The sequence below is a fragment of the Krasilnikovia sp. MM14-A1004 genome (assembly GCF_047159485.1).
Classification (GTDB): domain Bacteria; phylum Actinomycetota; class Actinomycetes; order Mycobacteriales; family Micromonosporaceae; genus Actinoplanes.
Genome location: NZ_AP038773.1, coordinates 3,649,811 through 3,674,018 on the forward strand (window position 1 = coordinate 3,649,811; position 24,208 = coordinate 3,674,018).

General features: G+C 71.4%; 19 protein-coding genes (1 of these 19 only partly in view). 6 read left to right on the forward strand and 13 right to left on the reverse strand.

Annotation, left to right across the window (positions count from 1 at the left end):
* Both ACMCNN_RS15905 and ACMCNN_RS15910 read right to left on the reverse strand, forming a co-directional pair.
* On the reverse strand, nt 1-5,277 hold the 5' end (the start) of the coding sequence (locus ACMCNN_RS15905; RefSeq protein ID WP_412741273.1) for a type I polyketide synthase. 22,038 nt of this gene lie to the left of the window's left edge; 5,277 of the gene's 27,315 nt are visible here — the first part of the coding sequence; it begins with the start codon at nt 5,275-5,277; its stop codon lies beyond the left edge, outside the window.
* Between the two features lie 10 nt (nt 5,278-5,287).
* Nucleotides 5,288-6,319: a GDP-mannose 4,6-dehydratase gene (locus ACMCNN_RS15910; protein ID WP_412741274.1), complete on the reverse strand. Its 1,032-nt coding sequence runs from the start codon at nt 6,317-6,319 to the stop codon at nt 5,288-5,290.
* Nucleotides 6,320-6,526: 207 nt separating this feature from the next.
* On the opposite strand from ACMCNN_RS15910, the gene ACMCNN_RS15915 reads away from it, so the two are divergent.
* From ACMCNN_RS15915 to ACMCNN_RS15925, 3 genes are all read left to right on the forward strand, one after another.
* A complete protein-coding gene (locus ACMCNN_RS15915; protein WP_412741275.1) occupies nt 6,527-8,275 on the forward strand; it encodes an ABC transporter ATP-binding protein in 1,749 nt (582 codons plus the stop codon).
* Complete coding sequence (locus ACMCNN_RS15920; protein ID WP_412741276.1) at nt 8,253-10,133, forward strand: ABC transporter ATP-binding protein; 1,881 nt, start codon at nt 8,253-8,255, stop codon at nt 10,131-10,133. Before ACMCNN_RS15915 ends, ACMCNN_RS15920 begins: the two co-directional genes overlap by 23 nt.
* Before the next feature lie 164 nt (nt 10,134-10,297).
* Complete coding sequence (locus ACMCNN_RS15925; RefSeq protein WP_412741277.1) at nt 10,298-11,098, forward strand: LuxR C-terminal-related transcriptional regulator; 801 nt, start codon at nt 10,298-10,300, stop codon at nt 11,096-11,098.
* 58 nt (nt 11,099-11,156) lie between these two features.
* Here ACMCNN_RS15925 and ACMCNN_RS15930 read toward each other — a convergent pair whose 3' ends face one another.
* Nucleotides 11,157-11,849 (reverse strand): helix-turn-helix transcriptional regulator, encoded by a 693-nt coding sequence (locus ACMCNN_RS15930; protein WP_412741278.1) that lies wholly within the window; start codon nt 11,847-11,849, stop codon nt 11,157-11,159.
* A gap of 689 nt (nt 11,850-12,538) precedes the next feature.
* Here ACMCNN_RS15930 and ACMCNN_RS15935 point away from each other — a divergent pair.
* Complete coding sequence (locus ACMCNN_RS15935) at nt 12,539-12,964, forward strand: DUF6069 family protein (RefSeq protein ID WP_412741279.1); 426 nt, start codon at nt 12,539-12,541, stop codon at nt 12,962-12,964.
* A 7-nt stretch (nt 12,965-12,971) separates the two neighbouring features.
* Here the strand turns inward: ACMCNN_RS15935 and ACMCNN_RS15940 are convergent, their stop codons facing one another.
* Nucleotides 12,972-13,877 (reverse strand): LysR family transcriptional regulator, encoded by a 906-nt coding sequence (locus tag ACMCNN_RS15940; RefSeq protein WP_412741280.1) that lies wholly within the window; start codon nt 13,875-13,877, stop codon nt 12,972-12,974.
* Between the two features lie 125 nt (nt 13,878-14,002).
* On the opposite strand from ACMCNN_RS15940, the gene ACMCNN_RS15945 reads away from it, so the two are divergent.
* A complete protein-coding gene (locus ACMCNN_RS15945) occupies nt 14,003-14,695 on the forward strand; it encodes a type 1 glutamine amidotransferase domain-containing protein (protein ID WP_412741281.1) in 693 nt (230 codons plus the stop codon).
* Here the strand turns inward: ACMCNN_RS15945 and ACMCNN_RS15950 are convergent.
* The 7 genes from ACMCNN_RS15950 to ACMCNN_RS15980 all read right to left on the reverse strand — a co-directional run bounded on the left by ACMCNN_RS15950 (nt 14,679) and on the right by ACMCNN_RS15980 (nt 21,728).
* Nucleotides 14,679-15,683 carry a sugar-binding transcriptional regulator gene (locus tag ACMCNN_RS15950; RefSeq protein ID WP_412741282.1) on the reverse strand — a complete coding sequence of 335 codons (1,005 nt, stop codon included), beginning with the start codon at nt 15,681-15,683 and terminating at the stop codon, nt 14,679-14,681. The two genes, ACMCNN_RS15945 and ACMCNN_RS15950, sit on opposite strands and share 17 nt — an antisense overlap.
* Before the next feature lie 87 nt (nt 15,684-15,770).
* The gene (locus tag ACMCNN_RS15955) at nt 15,771-17,534 is read right to left on the reverse strand and encodes an ABC transporter substrate-binding protein (RefSeq protein WP_412741283.1); all 1,764 of its coding nucleotides are present in this window, start codon (nt 17,532-17,534) and stop codon (nt 15,771-15,773) included.
* Nucleotides 17,535-17,556: 22 nt separating this feature from the next.
* Complete coding sequence (locus ACMCNN_RS15960; RefSeq protein WP_412741284.1) at nt 17,557-17,832, reverse strand: DUF2160 domain-containing protein; 276 nt, start codon at nt 17,830-17,832, stop codon at nt 17,557-17,559.
* 2 nt (nt 17,833-17,834) lie between these two features.
* The gene (locus ACMCNN_RS15965) at nt 17,835-18,587 is read right to left on the reverse strand and encodes a carbohydrate ABC transporter permease (RefSeq protein WP_412747184.1); all 753 of its coding nucleotides are present in this window, start codon (nt 18,585-18,587) and stop codon (nt 17,835-17,837) included.
* A gap of 105 nt (nt 18,588-18,692) precedes the next feature.
* Nucleotides 18,693-19,589: a carbohydrate ABC transporter permease gene (locus tag ACMCNN_RS15970; protein WP_412741285.1), complete on the reverse strand. Its 897-nt coding sequence runs from the start codon at nt 19,587-19,589 to the stop codon at nt 18,693-18,695.
* The gene (locus tag ACMCNN_RS15975) at nt 19,586-20,674 is read right to left on the reverse strand and encodes an ABC transporter ATP-binding protein (protein WP_412741286.1); all 1,089 of its coding nucleotides are present in this window, start codon (nt 20,672-20,674) and stop codon (nt 19,586-19,588) included. Before ACMCNN_RS15975 ends, ACMCNN_RS15970 begins: the two co-directional genes overlap by 4 nt.
* Nucleotides 20,667-21,728, reverse strand: a complete 1,062-nt coding sequence (locus tag ACMCNN_RS15980; protein WP_412741287.1) for an ABC transporter ATP-binding protein — start codon at nt 21,726-21,728, stop codon at nt 20,667-20,669. Before ACMCNN_RS15980 ends, ACMCNN_RS15975 begins: the two co-directional genes overlap by 8 nt.
* Before the next feature lie 246 nt (nt 21,729-21,974).
* Here ACMCNN_RS15980 and ACMCNN_RS15985 point away from each other — a divergent pair, with 246 nt between their 5' ends.
* On the forward strand, nt 21,975-22,913 hold the full coding sequence (locus tag ACMCNN_RS15985; RefSeq protein ID WP_412741288.1) for a hypothetical protein: 939 nt from the start codon (nt 21,975-21,977) through the stop codon (nt 22,911-22,913).
* Between the two features lie 90 nt (nt 22,914-23,003).
* Here ACMCNN_RS15985 and ACMCNN_RS15990 read toward each other — a convergent pair whose 3' ends face one another.
* A complete protein-coding gene (locus tag ACMCNN_RS15990) occupies nt 23,004-23,549 on the reverse strand; it encodes a SigE family RNA polymerase sigma factor (protein ID WP_412741289.1) in 546 nt (181 codons plus the stop codon).
* Nucleotides 23,546-24,133 carry a permease-like cell division protein FtsX gene (locus tag ACMCNN_RS15995; RefSeq protein WP_412741290.1) on the reverse strand — a complete coding sequence of 196 codons (588 nt, stop codon included), beginning with the start codon at nt 24,131-24,133 and terminating at the stop codon, nt 23,546-23,548. Before ACMCNN_RS15995 ends, ACMCNN_RS15990 begins: the two co-directional genes overlap by 4 nt.
* Nucleotides 24,134-24,208: the final 75 nt, after the last annotated feature.

Here is a 24,208-nt window from a genome sequence, read left to right on the forward strand (position 1 = left end):
CCACAGCTCGTCGGGCGAGCCGACCCCGCCCGGATAGCGGCAGCCCATGCCGACGATGACGATCGGGTCGTCGGTGACCGGTCCGCCGACCGTGGGGACGACGGCGGGAGCGCCCGGGTCGAACAGCTCCGACAGCACGAACCCGGCCAGCGCCCGCGGGGTCGGGTGGTCGAAGACCAGCGTGGCGGGCAGACGCAGCCCGGTCGCCGCGGCCAGCCCGTTGCGCAGCTCGACCGAGGTGAGCGAATCGAAGCCGAGGTCCTTGAACGGCCGATCGGGGTCGACCTCGGCCGCGCCGCCGTGGCCGAGCACCGCCGCCACCCGGGCGAGGACGAGGTCCACCACGGCGTCGCCGCGCTCGTCCGCGCTCAGGGCGGCGAGCTGGCGGGTCAGCGCGGCGGCCTGGCCGGAGCCACCCGCCGCGCGCCGCCCCCGCCTGCGGATCAGGCCACGCAGCAGCGGCGGGATGTCGGCGTGCGCGCGCAGCACCGGCAGGTCCAGCCGGATGGGCAGCACCGCCGGTTCGGTCGCGCTCAGGGCGGCGTCGAACAGCGCGAGGCCCTGCGCGGCGCTCAGCGGCGGCATCCCGGACCGCCGCATCCGCGCGGCGACCTCGTCGGAGAGCATGCCGTCCTGCTCCCAGGCGCCCCAGGCCAGCGACACCGCGGGCAGGCCGAGCCCGTGCCGGTGCCGGGCCAGCGCGTCCAGGAAGGCGTTGCCCGCCGCGTAGCTGCCCTGACCCGGATTGCCGAAGGTGCCCGCCGCGGAGGAGAACAGCGCGAAGACCCGCACCTCGCGGGCCAGCTCGTGCAGGTGCCACGCCGCGTCGACCTTCGGTTTCAGTACGGCGTCCAGCCGCTCACCGGTGAGCGCGGACAGCACCCCGTCGTCGAGCACCCCGGCCGCGTGCACGACCGCGGTGAACCGGTGCCGCGCGAACACCGCGGCGAGGGCGTCGCGGTCGGCGGCGTCGCAGGCCACCACGCTCACCTCGGCGCCGTGCCCGGCCAGGTCGGCCAGCAGCGTCTCGTCGGCCACCCCGCGGCGGCTCAGCAGCACGAGGCTGCCCACACCCTGCGCGGCGAGGTGCCGGGCCAGCAGCGCGCCGAGCCCCCCGGTGCCGCCGGTGATCAGTACGACGTCGTCGGCGTCCCAGGCCGGTGGCGTGTCACCGGGCCGGCTGCGGGTCAGCCGGGGCGCGTGGATCCCGCCGTCGCGGATCCGCAGCTTCGGTTCGTCCACGGTGAGCGCGGCCGGGATCAGGGCCGGGTCGTCCCCGTCGAGCAGTCCGAAGCGGCCCGGATGCTCCGCCTGGGCCGAGCCGATGAGGCCCCAGACCGCGGCAGCGGCGAGGCCCCCGGAGGTCTGGAACACCAGGCGGGACCCGGAGTACCGGTCGTCGCCGAGCCAGTGCTGGGCCACCCGCAGGATTTCAGCCGTCACCTCGTGGGTCGTCCGCACGACGTCGTCGCCGTCGGCCGCGGCCCCGACGGGATAGAGCACCACCGGCGGCACAGTCGCACCCGACACCGGCTCACCCGACACCGGCTCACCCGACACCGGGTCGGGCGACGCCGCGTCGGCCGTGACGGCGTCGGCGGTGGCCCGGGCGTTCAGGGAGGCGAACTCGACGTATCGTGGCGGCTCCCCCGACGGGGTGACCGGTGTCCAGGTCAGGCCGAACAGCGCGTCACGCACCACGGCCGCGTCGTCGGCCTGCTGCGGGACGGCAGAGCGCAGGGTCAGCGCGTCGACCGACAGGACCGGCGCGCCCTCCGGGTCGGACACCCGCAGCGCCATAGCGGTGTCCCCGACCGGTGTCGCCGTGACCCGCACCGTGGACGCACCGGTGGCGTGCAGCGAGACGCCGTCGAAGGAGAACGGCAGACCTCCGGCGAAACCCGGCCCGAAGTCGACGAGCGCGGCGGTGTGCAGGACCGCGTCCAGCAGCGCCGGGTGAATGCCGAACCCGGCCGGGTCGACGCCGTCGGGCAGCGCCACCTCGGCGTACACGTCGGCGCCGAGCCGCCACGCGGTCCGCAGGCCGCGGAACGCGGGCCCGTAGTCGAATCCGGCGTCGGCCAGGGTGTCGTAGAAGCCGCCGAGCTCGACCGGGTCCGCCCCGGCGGGCGGCCACGGCCCGGTGTCGGCGCCGGTCCCCGGGGCGCCGACGGCGACGAAGCCCGTCGCGTTGGTCAGCCAGGGCTGGTCGTCGTCGGTGTCGGGTCGCGAGTAGACGGTCAGTGCACGGCGCCCGGCGGCGTCGGGCCGCCCGATCGAGAGCTGCACCTGCATCCCGCCGCGGGCGGGCAGCACCAGGGGAGCCGACAGGGTCAGTTCGTCGACGCGGTCCGCGCCGACCTCCTCGGCCGCCCGCATCGCCAGTTCCAGCAGGGCGGTGCCGGGCACCGGCCGCGCCCCGAAGACGGTGTGGTCGGCCAGCCACGGGTGGGTCTGCAGGGACAGCAGGCCGGTCAGCAGCACGGCGTCGGAGTCGGCGAGGGAGACGACCGCGCCCAGCAGCGGATGGTTGGTGCGGCCGAGCCCGGCGGCCCGCGGGTCACCGGCGGAGGCGGATCCGGCCTTCGGCCAGAACCGGCGGTGCTGGAACGCGTACGTCGGCAGGTCGACGCGCCGGGCGCCGGTGCCCGCGAAGTACTGCGCCCAGCGCACGCCGATGCCGAGCACGTGCAGCCGGGCCAGCGCGGTCGCGGTGCCGGCCAGTTCGCCGGGTTCGGCGCGGACCAGTGCCACCGCGGCGGCGTCCGGCGCGCCGGCGGCGGCCATCGCCGTCAGGGCGGCATCGGGTCCCAGTTCGATGAGGACCCGGACCCCGTGGGCGGACAGCCAGCCCAGCGCGTCCGCGAACCGCACCGGCTGCCGGATCTGCCCGGCCCAGTAGTCGGCGGAGGTGAGCTGTTCGACGCTCGCCTGTGCGCCGGTGACCGACGAGACGACGGGCAGCAGCGGCGGCTGCGGGGACAGGCTCGCGATCACCGTACGGAACTCGTCGAGCACCGGGTCCATGTGCGGCGAGTGGAAGGCGTGCGACACCCGCAGTGCCGTGGTGCGCCGGTCCAGTGCGGCGAAGTGGTCCGCGACCGCGGTGACGGCGTCCGCGTCGCCCGAGAGAACGACGGCGTCCGGCCCGTTGACCGCGGCGATCGCGACCCGGCCGGTGAGCAGCGGCTGGACCTCGGCCTCGGTGGCCTGCACGGCGACCATGGCGCCACCGGCGGGCAGCGCCTGCATGAGCCGCCCGCGCGCGGCGACCAGGGTGGCCGCGTCGGACAGGGTGAACACGCCCGCGACGTGCGCGGCGGCCAGCTCACCGACGGAGTGGCCGGTCACGAAGTCGGGCGTGAGGCCCCACGACTCGGCCAGCCGGAACAACGCGACCTCGAACGCGAAGATCGCCGGCTGGGCGTACGCGGTCTGCCGCAGCAGATCCTCGTCCTCGCCCCAGATCACGTCGCGCAGCGGGCGGTCGAGGTGGCGGTCGAGTTCGGCCAGCACGGCGTCGAACGCGTCGGCGAACACGGGGTAGCGGGCGGCCAGGTCGCGGCCCATACCGAGCCGCTGAGCGCCCTGCCCGGTGAAGAGGAACGCCTGCCGGGACTTCGGTGCCGTGGTGCCGCTGACGAGTCCGGCGGCGGGGGCATCAACGGTCAGGGCGTCGAGCCCCGCCCGGAGCTGATCGAGATCGGCCGCGACGACCGCGGCCCGGTGCTCGAAGCCCGCCCGAGTGGTGGCCAGGGAGAAGGCGGTGTCCAGCAACGAGTCGGCGCCCAGCGCGGCCCGCAGCGCGTCGGCCTGCGCGCGCAGCGCGTCACGGGACTTGCCGGACAGCACCACCGGCAGCGGGAACGCGACCGCAGCAGACGCCGCGGCCCCGGCTGAGGTGTCCGGCGCGGCCGTCTCCTGTTCGGGGGCCTGCTCGATGATGGTGTGCGCGTTGGTGCCGCTGATGCCGAACGAGGAGACCGCGGCGCGGCGCGGCTGCCCCGTCTCGGGCCACGGCTGGTTCTCCTGCAGCAGCCGGACCGCACCGGCGGACCAGTCGATGCGGGTGGACAGGTGCTCGGCGTGCAGCGTCCGGGGCGCCACCCCGGCACGGATGGCCATCACCATCTTGATGATCCCGGCGACCCCGGCCGCCGACTGGGTGTGGCCGAGGTTCGACTTCACGGAGCCGAGCAGCAGCGGCCGATCGGCGGGCCGCTGCCGGCCGTACGTCGCGATCAGGGCCTGCGCCTCGATCGGGTCGCCGAGCGTGGTGCCGGTGCCGTGCGCGTCGACCACGTCGACCTGGTCGGCGGAGAGCCGGGCGTTGATCAGCGCCTGCTGGATGACCCGTTGCTGGGACGGCCCGTTGGGGGCGGTCAGCCCGTTCGAGGCACCGTCCTGGTTGATCGCGCTGCCCCGGATCACGGCCAGCACCGGGTGGCCGTTGCGCTGCGCGTCGGAGAGCCGTTCCAGCACCAGCATGCCGGCGCCCTCGGACCAGCCCGTACCGTCGGCGTCGTCGGCGAAGGAGCGGCAGAAGCCGTCGGCGGCGAGGCCGCCCTGGCGGCCCATCTCGGCGAACGTGACAGGGCTCGACATGATCGTCACGCCGCCGGCCAGCGCCAGCGCGCACTCACCTGTGCGCAGCGAGTGGGCGGCCAGGTGCAGGGTGACCAGCGAGGACGAGCAGGCGGTGTCGACCGTGATTGCGGGCCCGACCAGCCCGAGCGTGTACGACAGACGCCCGGACAGCACGCTGTTGGCGTTGCCGGTGAGTTGGAAGCCCTCGGCCTCCTCCGCGCCGACCTGGTACTGCTGCGACATGGCTCCGGCGAACACGCCGGTGTCGCTGCCCTTGACCGAGTGCGGGTCGATGCCGGCGCGTTCGAGCGCCTCCCAGGTGACCTCCAGCAGCACCCGCTGCTGCGGGTCCATCGCGGTGGCCTCGCGGGGCGAGATGCCGAAGAAGTCCGCGTCGAAGTCCGGCGCCTGGTACAGGAAGCCACCGGCCGTGCCGTCGGGGTCGGCGCCGAGGGCCTCCAGATCCCAGCCACGGTCGGCGGGGAACGGCCCGATGCCGTGGTCACCGGCCGAGACCAGCCGCCACAGGTCCTCGGGGCTGCGCACCCCGCCCGGGTAGCGGCAGGCCATGCCGACGATGGCGATCGGCTCGGCGGCCGCCGACTCGACCTCCTGCAGGCGCCGCTTGGTGCGCCGCAGGTCGGTGGTGGCGCGCTTCAGATAGTCGCGGAGTTTGTCTTCGGTGTCCATGCTCAGTCCGTCACCAGCTCGCGGCGGTCAGCAGATCGCCGTACTCGTGTTCGCGGGTGACCTGGCGCACGTCTGACTCGACCATCATCTGCATCAGTTCGGCGAACGCGACTGTCGGTTTCCAGTTCAGGGCGGCGCTGGCGCGGCCGATGTCCGCGCACAGGATCTCCACCTCGGCGGGCCGCACCAGTTGCGGGTCGATGACCACGTGGTCGCGCCAGTCCAGGCCGACGTGGTCGAACGCGATCTGCACCGCGTCGCGCACGGTGTGCATCACCCCGGTGCCGATGACCCAGTCGCCGGGGTCCTCCTGCTGCAGCATGGCGTGCATGGCGCGCACGTAGTCGCCCGCGAAGCCCCAGTCCCGTACGGCGTCGAGGTTGCCGAGGCTGAGCTTGTCCTGCAGGCCGAGCTTGATCCGGGCGACCGCCAGGGAGATCTTGCGGGTGACGAACTCGGCGCCGCGGCGGGGCGACTCGTGGTTGAACAGCATCCCGGAGACCGCGTACATGCCGAAGGACTCGCGGTAGTTGCGGGTGATGAAGTGCCCGTACACCTTCGCGACGCCGTACGGGCTGCGCGGGTGGAAGCCGGTGGTCTCCGACTGCGGCGTCTCGATGGCCTTGCCGAACATCTCCGAGGAGGACGCCTGGTAGAACCGGATCTGGGAGCCGTGGTCGCGGTGCGGGGCGCTGAGCCCGCTGACGATGCGGATGGCCTCCAGCATGCGCAGCACACCCATGCCGTTGACCTCGGTGACCAGTTCCGGCTGTTCCCACGACATCGGGACGAACGAGATCGCCCCGAGGTTGTACACCTCGTGCGGCTGCACCTTGTCCACGGCGGACACCAGGCTCGCCTGATCCATCAGGTCGCCGTTGATGAAGTTGAGGTCGGCGGCGAGCCGGCTGATCCGGGACTTGCGCGGATTGGCCTGGCCGCGCACCAGGCCCCACACCTCGTACCCGAGCGACAGCAGGTACTCGCCGAGGTACGAGCCGTCCTGGCCGGTGATTCCGGTGATCAGCGCGCGTTTGGGCATCGGGTCCGTCTCCCTGCTGACTCGCTCGTTGGAGTGGCTCTCCGCGAGGCCGGGCCGTCGGGCCGCCGCGCTTCGAGGGGACAGTAGGTCACCGGCCACTAGGGAATCCTCAGAAGTTGCGGCGCCGGTTCCTAGTGATCTACGTGCTGCGTTCGGGGTCTACTCGGGGGAGTTCCACGCCGACGTGAGGCCCCGGAGTGTCGCCCTGTGCTGACCGGATTCCTGCGCGCGTACCTGGGGCCGTACCGGTCGAAGATCGCGCTGATCGCGGTGCTGCAGCTCGTCCAGACCGTCTGCGTCCTGCTGCTGCCCACGCTGAACGCGCTGATCATCGACCGTGGGGTGGTGCGGGGCGCGCTGGACTACATCGTCGGCGTCGGGATCGCGATGGCGGCGGTGACCGGAATACAGGTGGGCGTCTCGGTCGCCGCGGGGCGGGCCGGGGCCGCGGTCGCCGCCGGGATGGGCCGCGACGTACGCTCCGCGGTGTTCCGCGCGGTGCTGCGCCTCTCGGCGCGGGAGGTGAACCGGTTCGGGACGCCGTCGCTGGTCACCCGTACCGTCAATGACGTCGCCCAGGCCCAGGCGCTGGTGCTGGGTCTGTTCGACGTCGCGCTGTCGGCGACGGTCCTGTCGCTGGGCGGCCTGGTGCTGGCGCTGACCCGGGACATGTGGCTCGGCCTGCTGCTGGTGCTGGTGTTCCTGGCGATCTGCGGGTGCATCGCGGCCCTGCTGGTCACGATGTCCGGCGCCTACGACCGGTTGCAGCGGGGCCTGGATCTGATCACCCGGATCCTGCGCGAGCAGATCACCGGGGTACGCGTGGTGCGGGCCTTCGGCCAGCAGCAGCGCGAACGGGACCGGTTCACCACGGCCAACCGGCGGGTGTTCGCGCCGTCGTTGCGGGTGGGCCGGTTGCTGACGTCGTTCGCCGCGCTGGTGACGCTGGTGACCAACGTGGGCATGACGGCCCTGATCTGGTTCGGTGGTCAGCGGGTGGACGCGGGCACGCTGCGGCTGGGCACGCTCAGCGCCCTGGTGGGCTACCTGTCGCTGATGGTGCTGGCCATGGTGATGACGCTCGTGGTGATCACCGGCCTGTCCCGGGCGGTCGCCTCGGTGCGCCGCATCACCGAGGTGCTGCACACCGAGCCCACCGTGCGGGAGCCCGCCCGCCCGGTGCCGGCCGCGGGCGGTGGGCGGCTGGAGCTGCGCGATGTCGCGTACGCCCACCCGGGCTGCGCCCGCCCCGTCCTGCACGGGGTGAACCTGGTCGCCGATCCCGGCCAGACCGTCGCCATCGTCGGCGGCACGGGCAGCGGCAAGTCGACCCTGCTGCACCTGGTGCTGCGGCAGTTCGACGTGACCGCCGGCACGGTGCTGCTGGACGGCACCGACGTCCGGCACCTGGGCGCGGACGACCTGGGCCGGCTGGTCGCGGTGGTGCCGCAGACCGCCCGCCTGTTCTCCGGCACATTGCGCGACAACCTGCGCTTCGGCGATCCCTCCGCGGACGACGGGCGGTTGTGGCACGCGCTGGCGGTGGCGCAGGTCGACGACGTGGTGCGCGGGATGGGCGGACTGGACGGCGTGCTGGGCCGCGGCGGCCTGAACCTGTCCGGCGGGCAACGGCAGCGCCTCACGATCGCGCGGACGCTGCTGCGCCGCCCGCGGCTGCTGCTGCTCGACGACTGCTTCTCGGCCCTGGACGCGGGCACCGAGGCCCGGCTGCGCGCGGCGCTGCGGGCCGAGCTGACCGGTACGACCGTGCTGCTGACCAGCCAGCGCGTCGGCGCGCTGGCGGCCGCGGACCGGATCGCCGTGCTCGACGGCGGGCGGATCGTCGGTGCGGGCACCCACGCGGACCTGCTGCGCGACTGCGACGTGTACCGCGAGTTCGTCCGTTCGCACCCGGACGGCGAGGAGGTCGTGGATGCGCGGCCCGGCCGCCGGTAGTCGCGGGCGGGTGGCCCGCCGGTTGCTGCGCCTGTGCCGCCCGCGACGCGGCGCCCTCGCGGTCGCCGTCCTGTTCGGCCTGCTCTCGACCGGGGCGGGGCTGCTCGGCCCGTACCTGCTGGGCCGGGCCACCGACCTGATCGCGGCGGGCCTGGTCAGCCGTACGCTCCCGCCGGGCACCAGCCCGGAGCAGGCCCTCGCCGAGCTGCGCGAGCGGGGCGAGAACACCCTGGCCGCCACGCTCGACCCGGCCGATCTGGTGCCGGGTGCGGGCGTCGACCTGACCCGGCTGGCCACCCTGCTGGCGCTGAGCCTGGGCGTCTTCCTCGCCGGTGCCGTGTTCGCCTGGCTGCAGGGCCGGGTGCTGTCCCGCGCCGTTCAGGAGATCGTCCACGAGCTGCGCGCGGGGGTGCAGCGCAAGCTGTCCCGGCTGCCGCTGAGCTTCCTCGACCGCACCCCGCCGGGTGAGGTGCTCAGCCGGGTCACCAACGACGTCGACAATCTCCAGCAGACGTTGCAGCTCTCCGTCGGGCACAGCGTGAACATGCTGCTCTCCGTAGTCGGCGCGCTGGCCGTGATGCTGCTGCTGTCGCCGCTGCTGGCGGTGCTGGTCCTGCTGACGGTGCCCGCGTGCGCCGCCGTGATGGTGGTGGTCGGCCGCCGGGCGGTGCCCCGGTTCGCCTGGCAGTGGGCGGCCACCGGCAAGGTCACCGCGCGGGTCGAGGAGATGTACACGGGGCACACGCTGGTGCGCGCGTTCGGCCGCCAGCGGGAGGTGATCCGCGAGTTCGAGGTGCACAACCGGGCGCTGGCCGACGCCGAGCGGCAGGCCCAGCAGCTGGCCGGCACGATCGAGCCGTCGGCCCGATTCCTCACCGATCTCACGTACGTGCTGGTGGCGGTGTTCGGCGCGGCCCGGATGCTGGCCGGGGCGATGTCGCTGGGCCAGGTGCTGGCCTTCACCCAGTACGCGGGCATGTTCACCCGCCCGCTGACGGTGCTGGCGGGCGTCGCCGGCCAGTTGCAGTCCGGGCTGGCCTGCGCCGAGCGGATCTTCGAGCTGCTCGATGCCGAGGAGCAGCGCGCCGAGGTGGCGGTGCCGCAGCACCCCCGGCGGGTGCGCGGCCGGATCCGATTCGACCGGGTGTCCTTCCGGTACGCGGACGACGCCCCCCTGATCGAGCGCCTGTCGCTGACCGTGGAGCCGGGCCAGCTGGTCGCGATCGTCGGTCCGACCGGTGCGGGCAAGACCACCCTGAGCAACCTGCTGCTGCGCTTCTACGAGATCGACGACGGCCGGATCCTCATGGACGGCGTCGACATCGCGTCGATGACCCGCGACGACCTGCGTTCCCTGATCGGGATCGTGCCGCAGGAGCCGTGGCTGTTCCACGGCAGCGTCGCGGACAACATCGCCTACGGCTCGCCCCGGGCGACCCGGGAGCAGATCCTCAGCGCCGCCCGGGCGACCGGCGTCGACCGTTTCGTGCACACCCTGCCGGACGGCTACGACACGGTGCTGGACGACGAGGTGGCCCCGCTCAGCGCCGGGGAGAAACAGCTCGTCACGCTGGCGCGTGCGGCCCTGCGGGAGTCCGCCGTGCTCATCCTGGACGAGGCGACCAGCTCTGTCGACGCCCGCACCGAGGGGCTCGTCCAGCAGGCGATGAGCGCGCTGCGCGCGGACCGGACCAGTTTCGTGATCGCGCACCGGCTGTCCACCGTGCGCAGCGCCGACGTCATCCTCGTGATGGACCGCGGTGCGGTGGTCGAGTCCGGCACGCACGACGAGCTCCTGGCCCGCGCCGGCCGGTACGCGGATCTCTATCGGAGTTCGCTGTACGCCGGCCGGGAATAGGCTGTGCGGTAACAGTGAGGTAACCCGCAGAATCTCTAATGTTTTCCCGGTTTTCCCTCTGCTAGCGGCGCCCGTTATTCCGGCCAGGTTTCCCCCTTGTTGCCGGACGGGGGCGACAACGCTCAAACCGGCCGTCCGGTTCACCGGCCCCTCCACTATGGTCAATGTCGCTTTCCGGTCCGCGTGTTGTCCACAGCCGACGCCATGACCTAGCATCGATCGCCGGAAGGCGTACGTTCTCCCGGCAGCACATTGGAGTGGCTGTGCTTGAGTCCATTCACCGATCGGCGCCGCGCCCGCTCGGTGTTCTCACTTATTCCTCACCTTTACGACCGGCCGCCAGCCGTTCGGATGAATTGTTTCGGTCAATGTTTGAAAGATCCGGAGTGGGCATTGCCATTCTGGATTCGAGGCGCCGCGTGCAACGCGCCAACGCCGATCTGCTGGCGATGCTGGACCGCGACGCGGCAGAGGTGGAGGGCTTCGAGTTCACCGAGCTGCTGCGGTCCGACAGCCGGCACCGGCTGCTGAACAGGCTGGACGGCCTGCGCACGGGCCGGGACCGCCGGTTCACCGAGCACGTCCAGGTGCGCCGCCCGGACGACAGCGTCGTGGAGGGTGAACTGACCGCCCTGCCGGTGCCCGGCGACAGCACGGACGACGCCGCCTACATGGTGCTGCTGGTCGGGACCAGGTCCCGGGCCGAGGTGCCGGTGGCCCCCGGCAAGAAGGTACTCAGCGCGGTCGACGCCCGGATCCTGGAGGGCGTGGCGGCCGGTGCGTCCACTGTGCAACTGGCCGGGCAGCTCTTCCTGAGCAGGCAGGGCGTCGAGTATCACGTCAGCGCGATGCTGCGCCGGCTCAAGGCACCCAACCGGCCCGCCCTGATCTCGCGGGCCTACCGGATGGGCATTCTCAGCATCGGCGCCTGGCCACCCCGGGTACGCGACGAATTCGTCTACTGAACGCGCGACAACGGCCGGTCATCGCAGCTGCGATGACCGGCCGTTGTCGCGTGGTGGTTCAGGACTGGACGAACTCGGGGTGCACCTTCGGCGGCCAGGTCTCGATGTTGAACAGGCCGAGCGAGTGCGCCTTGGAGATCAGGGCGGGCCGGTTCGCGACCCGCAACATGCGCAGCAGGGCGGTGACCCGGTACTCCACCCCGCCCCGGCTCATGAACAGCGAGGACGCCAGCTTCACCGTGGAGTCGCCCGCGGCCACGCCCTCCAGGATCCGCGCGTCCATCGGGCGCAGCTGAACCTTGAGGTTCACCGACGTGGCGGGCTCACCCTGCCGGGAACTCGGCATGACGAGCACGAGAACGGTGTCGACGTCGCCCTGCGGATCGGACACCGCGACGGCGGTCATCTTCCCGGGCAGCAGCGTGCCGTCGCGCCGGGTCGCCACGATATGTCCGGTGAATCGTTCCCGCTGATTCGTGACGAGTGCGCTCAACTCCCGTTCGACGGTGGTACGCACGCTGCGGTGCAGCAACGCCAGGAACGATCGGCCGTAGCTGTCCTGTGGTTTGCGGTCCAACTGACGAAGGAAATCCGAATTCGCCTCACGGAGCCGCAGTCCGGAGTCCAGGTTGGCCATACACATGCCGGACTGCTCGAACAGGGATTTGAATCTGTCCTGAAATTCCGGCTGACACTTCGGCACGACCGAGAGGTTCTCGGTGGACGTCGCACCGCCCCAATCGTGTTGCATATGACACCCAATCCGCCGGCTGGCATCGAAGAAAGGACCGACTGAGTTTCTCGCGCCGGGACATTGGTCGCGGCGGCCCTGCTGAGTCGTGCTGTCAGAGCAGGGACGGAGAATCCTGCGGCGCTCGCGCCCGGTCGGGCGCGGTTGACCGCTGGCTCTCCGCGAAGTTCACATCCGGTGAAGACTCGATGAGGACTCGTCATGGCTGCGTGACCACCGGCCGAGACGGGGCTCCGGACGCCCGGCCGTCTCGACAGGACCAGCCAACTCCATGCGACTCCTCGCGGGCAGCAGCAGCCCAGACCATGATGCTACTGGGGGGTAACCTGCAATCGATGCTACTAGGAAGATCAGTCCCCGCCTATGGATCCCGTGGTGGGCCTGCCGATTTCACCGTTTCGCAACCTGATTCTGGCCCGGCTCGCCATCCGGCGGACCGGAAGCGTCGGTACCAGGACAGGTCGCAACCCCGACACAATGCGCGGACCAGCACCGATCCCCCACCGCTGGCCCCCGTCACCGCTAGATGATCTTATTCGGCGGCCACCGTCCACCCGCGACCGGGCGGCCTCCCGCGTCGGGAAGTTAGGGAAAGTCCTACACATCGGTGCGCACCGGACCCGCCCCGCGCTCCATCGCCTACGATCACGCCATCGACATGGACGAATCGATCTCGGGGAGGCGGGCAGATGCCCGACGCGAGTGTTGACCCCAGCCCGGCCGGAACCCGCCGGGGCACGGCGGTCCAGCGGCTGATCACGGTGGCGGTGGCCACGGTCGCGACGGCCGTGGTGTGGCTGCTGGCCCACGCGGTCTTCGACATCACCCTGGAGGCGAAGTCCGGCGGCACCGTGCGCACCGTCACGCTGGCCGCGGTCGTCACCACCACCGTGATCGTCGGCCTCGCCGCCTGGGGCCTGCTGGCGGTCCTGGAACGGGTGACCTCCGCCGCGCGTACCGTCTTCATCGCGGTCGGGGTGGTGTTTCTGCTGATCTCGCTGCTCGGCCCGCTGAGCGCCGAGACCGGCGGCGCGAAACTCGTCCTGGCGTGCGAACACCTGATCGCCGCGGCGATCGTCATTCCCGGCCTGGCCCGCACCACGCGGCAGCGCTGAACCGGCGCTACAGCACCCAGTCCGTCGACCGCTCGGTCAGCCGGCGGTGGACCATCGCCACCGCCGCGCTGGCCAGGCCGCCGACCCGGGTCACCAGGTACAGGGTGTTCAACGGCGGCACCTGCGGCTGGTGCAACAGCTCCACCGACCCGGCCGCCAGCGCCGGCTCCGCCACGTAGCGCGGCAGGACCGACACCCCGGCGCCGGCCACCACGGCGGCCAGGATCGCGCGCAGATCGGGGACGGTGATCGCGACCGGGTTCGGCGGGCGGCGGCCGAACTCGCTGCGCCAGTACCGCCGGATGATCGGCAGTTCCTCCGCGTACGCGACCAGCGGCAGGTGCGCCAGCGCCCGCAGTGGTTCCGTGGCCAGCGCCGCCGCGTCGATCGTCCGGGCCAGGCCGGGCGCGCCGACCAGGACGAACTCCTCGTCGGCGAAGGCCGTGGCCACCAGCGCCGCCGGCTGCGGCCGTACCGCGGACACCACCATGTCGAGGCCGCCGGCGGCCAGCACGGCCAGCAGGTCCTCCGCGAGGCCGACGGTGATCCGCAGCCGCAGTCCCCGTACCGCCAGCGGGGCGAGCACCGGCATCACCCGCAGGGCCAGCAGATCCGAGGGGCCCGCGAGGCGCACCGTGCCCCGGTAGCCGGCCTGATCCCCCGCCGGAGCCTCGAACACGTGGTGCAGCTCGTCGATGTGGGTGCCGATCCGCCGGGCGAGATCGAGCGCCCGTTCGGTGGGGACCGCGCCGCGCCGGGACCGGTCGAACAGCCGCTCGCCGACCTGCTGCTCCAGCCGCGCCAGGTGGCCGCTGACCGCGGCCTGGGACAGCCCGCGCCGCGCCGCCGCGGCCGTCAGTGAGCCGCTGCGGTAGATCTCCAGGAAGGTCGACAGCAGGTCGAGGTCCGGCAACGCAAGCCTCCATCCATCAGAATTCTGATGGATGATCTCAGGACGGAGGAGGAATTCCGAACACAGCGAGGTTGCATGGGTGCGACGGCACCGGCCGTGGAACAGCACGAGGAAGAAGGTTCGCCATGGCAAGGATCCTGATGGTCATCACGGGCGCGGACAGCCTGACGCTGGCTGACGGCACCAGCCACCCCACCGGCTACTGGGCCGAGGAGGTGGTGGCCTCCCACCGGGCGCTGCGCGAAGCGGGCATCGAGGTCGACATCGCCACCCCGGGAGGCGTCCGTCCCACCGTCGATCCCATCAGCCTGGACGAGCGGGGCGGGGTGTCCGAGGCCACCGGCGCGGACTTCCGGGCGTACCTGGACGGCATCGGCGACCAGGTGGACCGGCCGCTGGCGCTCGCGGATGTCTCGGCGGCGGACTACGACGGCGTCTACCTGCCGGGCGGGCACGGCCCGATGCAGGATCTGGCCCGCGACGCGGACCTGGGGCGGCTGCTGGCCGACACCGACCGTACCGGCAAGATCGTCGCCGCGCTGTGCCACGGGCCCGCGGGGCTGCTGAGCGCGGTCGGCACGGACGGCGAATTCACCTTCGCCGGACGCCGGCTGACCGTCTTCACCGATGAGGAGGAGGGCCAGGGCGGGCTCGCGACGCCGTACCTGGTGGAGAGCCGGCTACGGGAGCTCGGCGCCGTCATCGAGTCCGGCCCGGCCTGGTCGAGCACGGTCGTCGTCGACCGCAACCTGATCACCGGGCAGAACCCGCAGTCCAGCGCCGACACCGCGCAGCAGGTCGTCAAGTCCCTCGGCTAGCGCGGCGAACGGACCGGATCCGGCCGGGATCCGGTCCCGCCCGCCGCACCAGCTCGGCGGCGGTACGGCTGTCCACGATCAGGTCGGAGAGGTAGCCCGCGGACAGCGCGGCGGCCAGTCCGGGCACCTTCCCGGCCCCGGACGCCACGCAGACCGAACGGCGCGACCGCGCGTAGAGCGCCAGCGGCGGACCGCTGGAGCGGCGGTTGATCGGCAGGTCACCGGAGCCGCGCTCGTCGTAGAAGACCGTACCGATGTCGCCGACCACCCCGGCGGCCCGCAGATCCCGCACGTCGCGGTCGCTGAGGAAGCCCGCGGTGTAGATGTGGCTGGCCGGGTCACCGACCAGCGCGCCGGTGCTGAACACCAGCAGGTCGGCATGCTCCTGAAGGGCCAGGATCTGCCGGATGCTGCGTTCCTTCCAGAGCGCCTCCTTGGTCTCGGCGTGGTCGAAGAACGCGGGCACGGGGAACAGGTGTGGGCTGGCCGCGAAGTTCTCGGCGAACCGGACGACGATGTCCGACGCGTACGCGAGCCCGAAATTGGCTCCGTTGCCGGCGCCGTTGAGCTGGACGACCCGCAGATCGTTGACCGGCTTGGGGTTCAGGTAGTCGATGAAGCTGCTGACCGTGTTGCCCCAGGCGATGCCGATGGTCATGCCCGGCTCCACCATCGCGGCGATGGCGTGGGCCGCGTACCGGGCGACGGCGTTGTTGACCCGGCCGCTGCTGGCCCCCGGCTGCACCCCGATGACCTGGAACCGGACCTGCGGGTAGCGGGACACCAGGTCCGCGGCGAGACCGGTGGACGCGTCGAGGGTCTCGTGCACCCGCACCTCGACCACCCCGGCCTCGCGCGCGAACGCCAGCAGCCGGGACACCGTGGAACGCGACACGCGCAGGTAGTCGGCGATCTCCTGGGTGGACTGTCCCGCGCCGTAGTACATCCGGGCCGCCGTCACGGCCTGCGCCTGCCGCGTCTCTGCCATCCCTGCCTTGCCGGGTATCGCCGGATTAACCCTCGTTAGGGACAGCGTAGTCGGGAGATTGAGGGAAATTGATGGGAACCGGAGGTGTCAGCCGATGGCCTTCCAGTTGGCCAGCAGCTTGTCGTAGTCGACCGTCTCGGGCCGGCCGCGCTCGTCGGCCAGCTTCGGCGCGGGGGCTCCCGGCTGGTCGAACCAGTACTGCGGGCTCGATTCCGGGTTGAGCTTCGGGGCGCAGTCGCCGCCGTAGCCGCGGCGCTCCAGCCGGGCCAGGATCTCGTCCTGCTGGCGGGCCAGGTTGTCCATCGACTGCTGCGCGGTGGTCTCGCCGGTCACGGCGGTGGCGACGTTCTGCCACCACAGCTGCGCGAGCTTCGGGTAGTCGGGCACGTTGGTGCCGGTCGGGGTCCACTGCTTACGCGCGGGCGAGCGGTAGAACTCGATCAGGCCGCCGTAATTCTTCGCGTTCCTGGTGAAGTAGTCGCTGCGGATGTCGGAGTCGCGGATGAAGGTCAGCCCGGTGATCGACTTCTTCAGCGACACGGTCTTGGACGTGACGAACTGCGCGTACAGCCAGGCCGCGGCGCGGCGCTTCGCCGGGGTGTTCTTCAGCAGGGTCCACGAGCCGGCGTCCTGGTAGCCGAGCTTGTTGCCGCTCTTCCAGTACGCGCCGTGCGGGCTGGGCGCCATCCGCCACTTCGGGGTCCCGTCCGCGTTGACCACGGGCAGGCCCTTCTTCGTCATGTCGGCGGTGAACGCGGTGTACCAGAAGACCTGCTGGGCGATGTTGCCCTGCGCGGGCACCGGCCCCGCCTCGCTGAAGTTCATTCCGGCCGCCTCCGGCGGCGCGTACTTCTTGAGCCACTCGACGTACTTGGTCAGGGCGTACACGGAGGCGGGGCCGTTGGTGTCGCCGCCGCGGGTGACAGAGGAACCGACCGGGCGGCAGCCGTCCACCCGGATGCCCCAGTCGTCGACGGGCAGGCCGTTGGGGATGCCGGGGTCGCCGTTGCCCGCCATGGACAGCCAGGCGTCGGTGAAGCGCCAGCCCAGCGACGGGTCCTTGCGGCCGTAGTCCATGTGGCCGTAGACCTTCTTGCCGTCGATGGTGCCGGTGCCGTTCACCTTGTGGGAGAAGAAGTCGGCGATGTCCTCGTACGCGGCCCAGTTCACCGGCACGCCCAGGTCGTATCCGTACGCTGCTTTGAACTGCTTCTTGATCTCGGGGTTGGTGAACCAGTCGTAGCGGAACCAGTAGAGGTTCGCGAACTGCTGGTCGGGCAGCTGGTAGAGCTTGTGGTCCGGGCCGGTGGTGAAGCTGGTGCCGATGAAGTCGCCGACGTCCAGGGTCGGCGACGTGACGTCCCTGCCCTCCCCGGTCATGTAGTCCGACAGGGGAAAGACGTAGTCGCCGCGGGAGTGGGTGCCGATCAGATCGGAGTCGTTGACGTACGCGTCGTAGATGTTCTTGTCGCCCTGGATCTGGGTCTGCAGCTTCTCGATGACGTCGCCCTCCTGGATCAGGTCGTGCTTGACCTTGATCCCGGTGATCTCGGTGAACGCCTTCGCCAGCACCTGCGACTCGTACTGATGCGTGTTGATCGTCTCCGAGACGACGTTGATCTGCATCCCCCGGTACGGCGCGGCCGCCCTGATGAACCATTCCATCTCCGCCAGCTGTTCCGCCTGCGACAGCGTGCTGGGGGTGAACTCGGTGGTGACCCACCGGCGGGCGGCCGCCCGGCCGTCGTCCACCTTGAAGTCGCTCTTCGGAGCGTCGTCGTCGGTTCCGGTGCAGCCGGCCAGCACCAGGCTGAGCGCGGCCAGGGACGCTATCAGACCCTGTCGTCGCACGGTGACTCCTCTCGATGTGATGTCATCCCCACCGCCCGATGACGGCCGCGGCGAGCAGCGCGCACGCCACCGCCAGCCACAGGGACAGGTCGGTGACGGCCAGCCACACCGCCAGCACGACGGCGGCGGTGATCAGTCCGATGTAGAGCCGGTCGCCCCGGTCGGTCTCGATCCGCAGGAACCCGCGCCGGGCGACCGGCGGCGACAGCCTGCCCCACACCGCCATCCCGGTCAGCAGCACTGCCAGGCCGATGAAGACGGCGGCGGTGGGTGCGGTCCAGACCATCCAGTCGAGCACGGTCAGACCCTCCCGAGGGCGAAGCCCTTGGCGATGTAGTTGCGGACGAACCAGATGACGATGGCGCCCGGGATGATGGTCATCACGCCGGCCGCGGCCAGCAGCCCCCAGTCCACCCCCGCCGCGCTGACGGTGCGGGTCATCGTGGCGGCGATGGGTTTGGCGTCGACAGAGGTGATGGTCCGGGCGATGAGCAGTTCGACCCAGCTGAACATGAAGCAGAAGAACGCGGTGACGCCGATCGCCGACCGGATCAGCGGCAGGAAGATCCGCAGGAAGAACCGGGGCAGCGAGTAGCCGTCGATCGCCGCCGTCTCGTCGATCTCGCGCGGGATGCCGGACATGAACCCTTCGAGGATCCACACCGCCAGCGGGACGTTGAACAGCATGTGTGCGATGGCCACGCCCAGGTGCGTGTCGAACAGCCCCACGCTCTGGTAGATCTGGAAGAACGGCAGCAGGAACACCGCGACCGGGGCCATCCGGTTCGTCAGCAGCCAGAAGAACAGGTGCTTGTCACCGGCGAACCGGAAACGGGAGAACGCGTACGCGGCCGGGATCGCCACCACCAGCGACATCACCGCGTTCAGCGAGGTGTAGACGATGGAGTTCAGGTAGCTCGAATACCACACCTCGTCGGTGAGGAACGTCCGGTAGTTGGCCGCCGTCACGTGCGTCGGTACGAGGGTGAAGCTGCCGAGGATGTCCTCGTTGGGCCGGATCGACATCCCGAACATCCACAGGATCGGCAGCATCAGCGTGGCCGCGTACAGCCAGAAGACGGTGCGCGCCCACGGCAGGCGGGCCGCCGCCGTCCGCCGGGCGGCGTGCGTGGTCTCGCGTGCGGTGACGGCCACCGCTCACCTCCCGGTCCGGGTCAGCACGACGAAGAAGACGAAGCAGACGACCTGTACGAACAGGAAGTACAGCAGCGAGAAGGCGCCCGCCGGGCCCAGGTCGAACTGCCCGACCGCGACCTTCGACAGCAGGATGCTCAGAAACGACGTGGCGTTTCCCGGCCCACCGCCGGTCACCACGAACGGCTCGGTGTAGATCATGAAGCTGTCCATGAAGCGGAGCAGGATCGCGATCGTCAGCACGCCCCGCAGCCGGGGCAACTGGATGTGGCGGAACACCGCCCACGCCGAGGCACTGTCGATCTGGGCCGCCTGGTAGTAGGGCTCGGGAATCGAGCGCAGACCCGCGTACGCCAGCAGCGCCACCAGCGGGGTCCAGTGCCAGACGTCCATCAGCAGGACCGTGAGCCAGGCGTCGGTGGAGTCCAGCGTGTAGTTGAAGTCCACGCCGAACACGGTGTTGACCGTCCAGCCGCCCAGCCCGATGTCGGGGCGGGCGAAGATCTGCCAGATGGTGCCCACCACGTTCCAGGGGATGAGCAGCGGCAGGGCGACGACCACCAGGGCCGCCGACATCGCGCGGCCGCGGCGCGGCATCGCCACGGCGATGGCCACGCCCAGCGGGATCTCCAGCAGCAGCACCTGCAGCGAGAACAGCAGCGTACGCAGGAAAGCCGCGCGGATCTCGTGGTCGCGGGTGACGGAGCGGTACCACTCCAGCCCCACGAAGATCCGGTCGTCGGGGCTGAACACGTCCTGCACGGAGTAGTTGACGACGGTCATCAGCGGGATCACCGCGGTGAACGCGACGGACAACACCACCGGAACGACGAAGATCCAGGCGCGGTTGTCCTTCGGCCTGGTATCCACCGGTCCGTCGCTCATGCTGCGCTCGCTCATGCGGGACCCACCTCCCCGGGTGCGACGAGCACGCCGCAGCGCACCGAATCGCGGAACAGGAAGGCCCGGTCGAAGTGGAAGTACTCCAGGCTGCCGGGCGCGAACCACGATCCGGTGTCCACCTTCGCGACGAGCGGGTGCCCGTCGATCTCGGCGCGCACCAGGTGGTACGCGCCCATCCGGTCGACGCCGGTGATGCGTGCGGGCAGTCCCGGCGGGGTGGGCGCGGCCGGGATCCGGACGAACTCGGGACGGACGCCGATGCGCACGTCGCCGGCGGCCAGGTCACCCACCGCGTGTCCGACGGCGTTGTCGCCCACCCTGACGACCCCGTCGACGACGTCGGCGGGGATCATGTTCATCCCCGGCGAGCCGATGAAGTGGCCCACGAACTCGTGTTCCGGCGACAGGAACAGCTCGGTCGGCTCCCCCGACTGCACGATCGCGCCGTCCTTGAGCACCACGACCTCGTCGGCGAACGTCAGGGCCTCTGTCTGGTCGTGGGTGACGTAGACCAGCGTGTGCCCGGTGCCGCGGTGGATCTCCTTGAGCTTGCTGCGCAACGTCCACTTCAGCGCCGGGTCGACGACGGTGAGGGGTTCGTCGAGCAGCACGGCCGCCACGTCGGAACGCACCAGCCCGCGGCCCAGGCTGACGATCTGCTGCCGCCCCGGATCCAGCCGCCGGGACCGGCGGTGCAGGTGGTCGTCCAGCCCGAGCAGCCGCGCGACGGTACGCACCCGCTGGTCGATCTCCGCCTTCGGATACCGCCGGTTGCGCAGCGGGAAGGCCAGGTTGTCGTAGACCGACATGCCCTCGTAGAGCACAGGGAATTGGAAGACCTGCGCGATGTTGCGGGCCGCGGTCGGCACCGTGGTGACCTCCCGCTCACCGAACCAGATCCGGCCCACGGTCGGGCGCAGCAGGCCCGACATGATGTTCAGCAGGGTCGTCTTGCCGCATCCGCTCGGGCCGAGCAGCGCGTACGCGCGGGCGGACGTCCACGTCCGGGTCATCGGCTGCAGGGCCCAGGTCCGGCCGCCGTCGTAGCTGTGGCCCACGCCGTCCAGGTGGATGTCAACCATGCGGCTCGGCCTCCACCCGGGGGGCGGGCAGGCGCGCGCCGGTGTCGTCGAAGACGAGCACGCGCGCCGGGTCGACGTAGGCCACCGCCCGCTCCCCCGGCGTGAACCGGTGGGTGCCGGGCAGCTGGGCCACGAGATGCCTCCGGTCGGAGAGGACCAGATGCAGGAACGTGTCGCTGCCGGTCATCTCCGCCAGGCGGATCTCGGCGGGGAACGCCAGATCGTCCGGGCCGGTCCGCTCGACCGTGACGTGGTGCGGGCGCACGCCGAGGGTGACGGCCGCACCGGCGCCGAGGGCGCCCGGCGGCGCGAAGGAGGCACCCGGGCAGGCGATCCGGCCGTCGCGGACGACCCCGGGCAGGCGGTTCAGCGGGGGGTCGCTCAGCGTCGCCGCCACGGACAGGGTCGGTGGCTGCTCGTACAGGTCGGCGACGTCGCCGACGTGCTGGACCCGGCCCTCGCCCAGGACGACGGTGGGCGCCGCGAAGCTCAGCGCCTCGGCCGGGTCCGCGGTGGCGTAGAGCACCACGGCCGGGGCGTCGCGGAACATGTCCTTCAGGTCGGCGCGCAGCTGTTCGCGCAGCTTGTAGTCGAGGTTCGCGAGCGGCTCGTCCAGCAGCAGCACGTCGGCCGGTCGGGCGAGCGCCCGGGCGATGGCGGTGCGCTGCTGCTGGCCGCCGGACAGCTCGGCGGGCCGGCGGTCGAGCAGTGCCCCGATGCCCATGAGCGCGGCGATGTCGCGGACCCGGCGGTCGATGTCGGCCGGCGGGACATCGCGGGCGAGGCGCAGCGGGGAGGCGATGTTCTCGTACACCGTCAGGGACGGATAGTTGATGAACTGCTGATAGACGAAGGCGACGGATCGCTTGCGTACCGGGATCGCCGTGACGTCCACGCCGTCGACCACGACTCGGCCGGCCGTCGGCGCCAGCAGCCCCGCGACCACCCGCATCACACTCGTCTTTCCGGCGGTCGCCGGGCCGAGCAGTACGGTCAGCCCGTCGGGCAGTTCGAGATTCAGCTCATGGAGCCAGACCTCCGCGCGTTGTCGCACGTGGACACGGTCGAGAACAAGCGCCACGGCATACGATCCTCCCTGCTCGGAGTCTGATCTTCACCGTCGTGGCGCCTCAGCCTAGGAGCTGTTTCGACGGGGAGGCAATCGCGGTGAAAATACGTGCACGACCCCGGCCCATGATCCGCATTCCTGTGCATATCGCATTCACCGACGACAATGTGTGCTATGCGGATCAGGTGCGGCGCAGAAGTCCGCTTGCCCCCGCGTGATCGAATGATCGGTGTGGCCGACATCGAGGAACGCCTGGCCCGGCTGGCCCGGCTCCGGCGCGAACGCGAGATCCTGCTCGCCCGGAGCACCTCGTTGCGCGGGCACCGCGACGTGCAGGCCGAGGTGCTCAACGCCCTGCTCCGGCGCCACGCGCTCGAACAGCGCGACGTGGACCGCCTCGAAGGCCTCTCCCTCACCCGGGTGTGGGTCGCGTTGCGCGGCGCCCGGCAGGACACACTGGAGCGCGAGCGCGCCGAGGCCGGTGCCGCCCGCTACCGGGCGGCCGAGGCGCAGGACCGGCTCGACGCGATCGGGCGCGAGCTGGCCGCCGTCGAGGCCCGGCTGGCGGAACTGGCCGACGTTCCCGCCCGGTTCGCGGCCACGATCGACGAGAAGGAACGCTACGCCCGGGCGGCCGGCGGGCCCCGCGCGGCCCGCCTGATGGAGCTGGCCGCAGACCGGGGACGGACCGAGGCGGAACTGCGCGAGCTGCACGAGGCCGCCCGGGCCGCGAAGGCCGCCCACCGCGCTCTGCTGGAGGTGCGGCGCCAGTTGGACGGCGCGGCGGGCTGGTCGGCGTACGACACGTTCCTCGGCGGCGGGATCCTGGCCAGCTCGTTCAAGCATCACCGGCTGGACAACGCGGCGGCCGCCGCCGCCCACGCGGACCGGTGCCTGGCCGTACTGCGCGGTGAGCTGGCCGACGTGGGTCTCGTCCGGCCGATGGGCGACGTCGGCGTGCGGCGTTCGACCCGGTTCGTGGACGTGTGGTTCGACAACGTCTTCACCGACCTGACGGTGCGCGGCCACATCAGGACGGCCCAGCGCAACGTCGCCGAGTCGATGCGCACGCTGGCCGCCGTGCAGGACGACGTGACGGCCCGGACCGCGGCGGCCCGGACCCGGCTGGCCGACCTGGCCCGGGCCCGCGAGGACCTGCTCCAACCGTGACCGCCGGGCAGCGACACCGCCGGGCCCCGGCGGCGGTGCTCACTGCACGGCGAAGCTCACTGCACGGCGAAGCTCACTGCACGGCGGTGCTCACTGCACGGCGAAGTCGGCGCCCAGCAGCTCGCGCAGCCGGCCCAGCGCGCGCATGTTGCGCATCTTCACCACCGAGACCGAGACGCCCAGAATCTCGGCGACCGTGTCGACGCTGTGGTCCTCCCAGTGCCGCAGCACCACGACGGCCTGATCCCGGACCGGCAGGGCCGCCAGCGCCCGCATCAACGTGACATGCAGGTCCGCGGTGGATTCCTGCCCGGGCCGGTCGGGCAGATCGGCGAGCACCACCTCGGAGCCGCTGCGCCGCCTCCGCTGGTCGAAGACCGCGTTCATCAGGACCCGGCGGCTGTACGCCTCCAGATTCGCCGTACGCCAGATCCGGCCCCAGGACGCATACATCCTCGCCAGGGTCAGCTGCGTCAGGTCCTGGGCCAGGTGCCAGTCCCGGCACATCAGGTAGGCGGTACGCCGTAACCGTGGCGTGACGGCCGCGACGAACGCGGTGAACTCCTCGTCCCGGACCGCCCGCCCCCGTCGCCAGGTGAAACTCCAGCCCTGTTCGGACGACACGATGTTCGTCACCGGCCCGCTCCCGGGCAGGCGCGGGCGACCAGTTCCGCGACGCCGGTGCGGTAGCGGAACCGCGCGGCGAATTCCCGGTACGCGGACGGCTCGGTCAGCTGAACCCGGAACGACTGGGGCAGGGATTCGGGGGACACCGACTGCACGAAATCCGGAGAGTCGGCCCAGAGCTCCTTGAACCGGGCGAATGCCTCCTCACGGCTTTCGTACCGTAGATCGCGCACCGCCGGATCGGCGCGCAACGCGTCCAGCAGACCGGACCGCTGTGGCGCCGTGATGTCCTGCGTCAGGAAGAGGAAGATGTCGGTGGCGCCGTCGTTCTCCGGCAGGGTGCACTCGGGGATCGCCGCCGCCACCATCGCGTCGGCGACCGACGCCGGGGGCGGCACGGCGGGTGTCACTGCCACGTTCACCGCGACCACGGCGGCAACCACGGCGGTGAGCACCGAACCGCCGATCAGCAGGCCGCGGCGCCGGCGGATGCCCCGTCCCCGGACCATGGCCGTCAGCGCGGGGTCGCCCGGCGGGGGTACGGGCTCGTCGTCCAGTGCCCGTTCGAACAGGCCTCGCAGGTTCTGCTCCACAGCTCGCTCTCCTCTGTCCGGTGGCTTCCCCCTTCATGACTGGCTGAGCCACCGGATCGGTCACACTATCCCGCG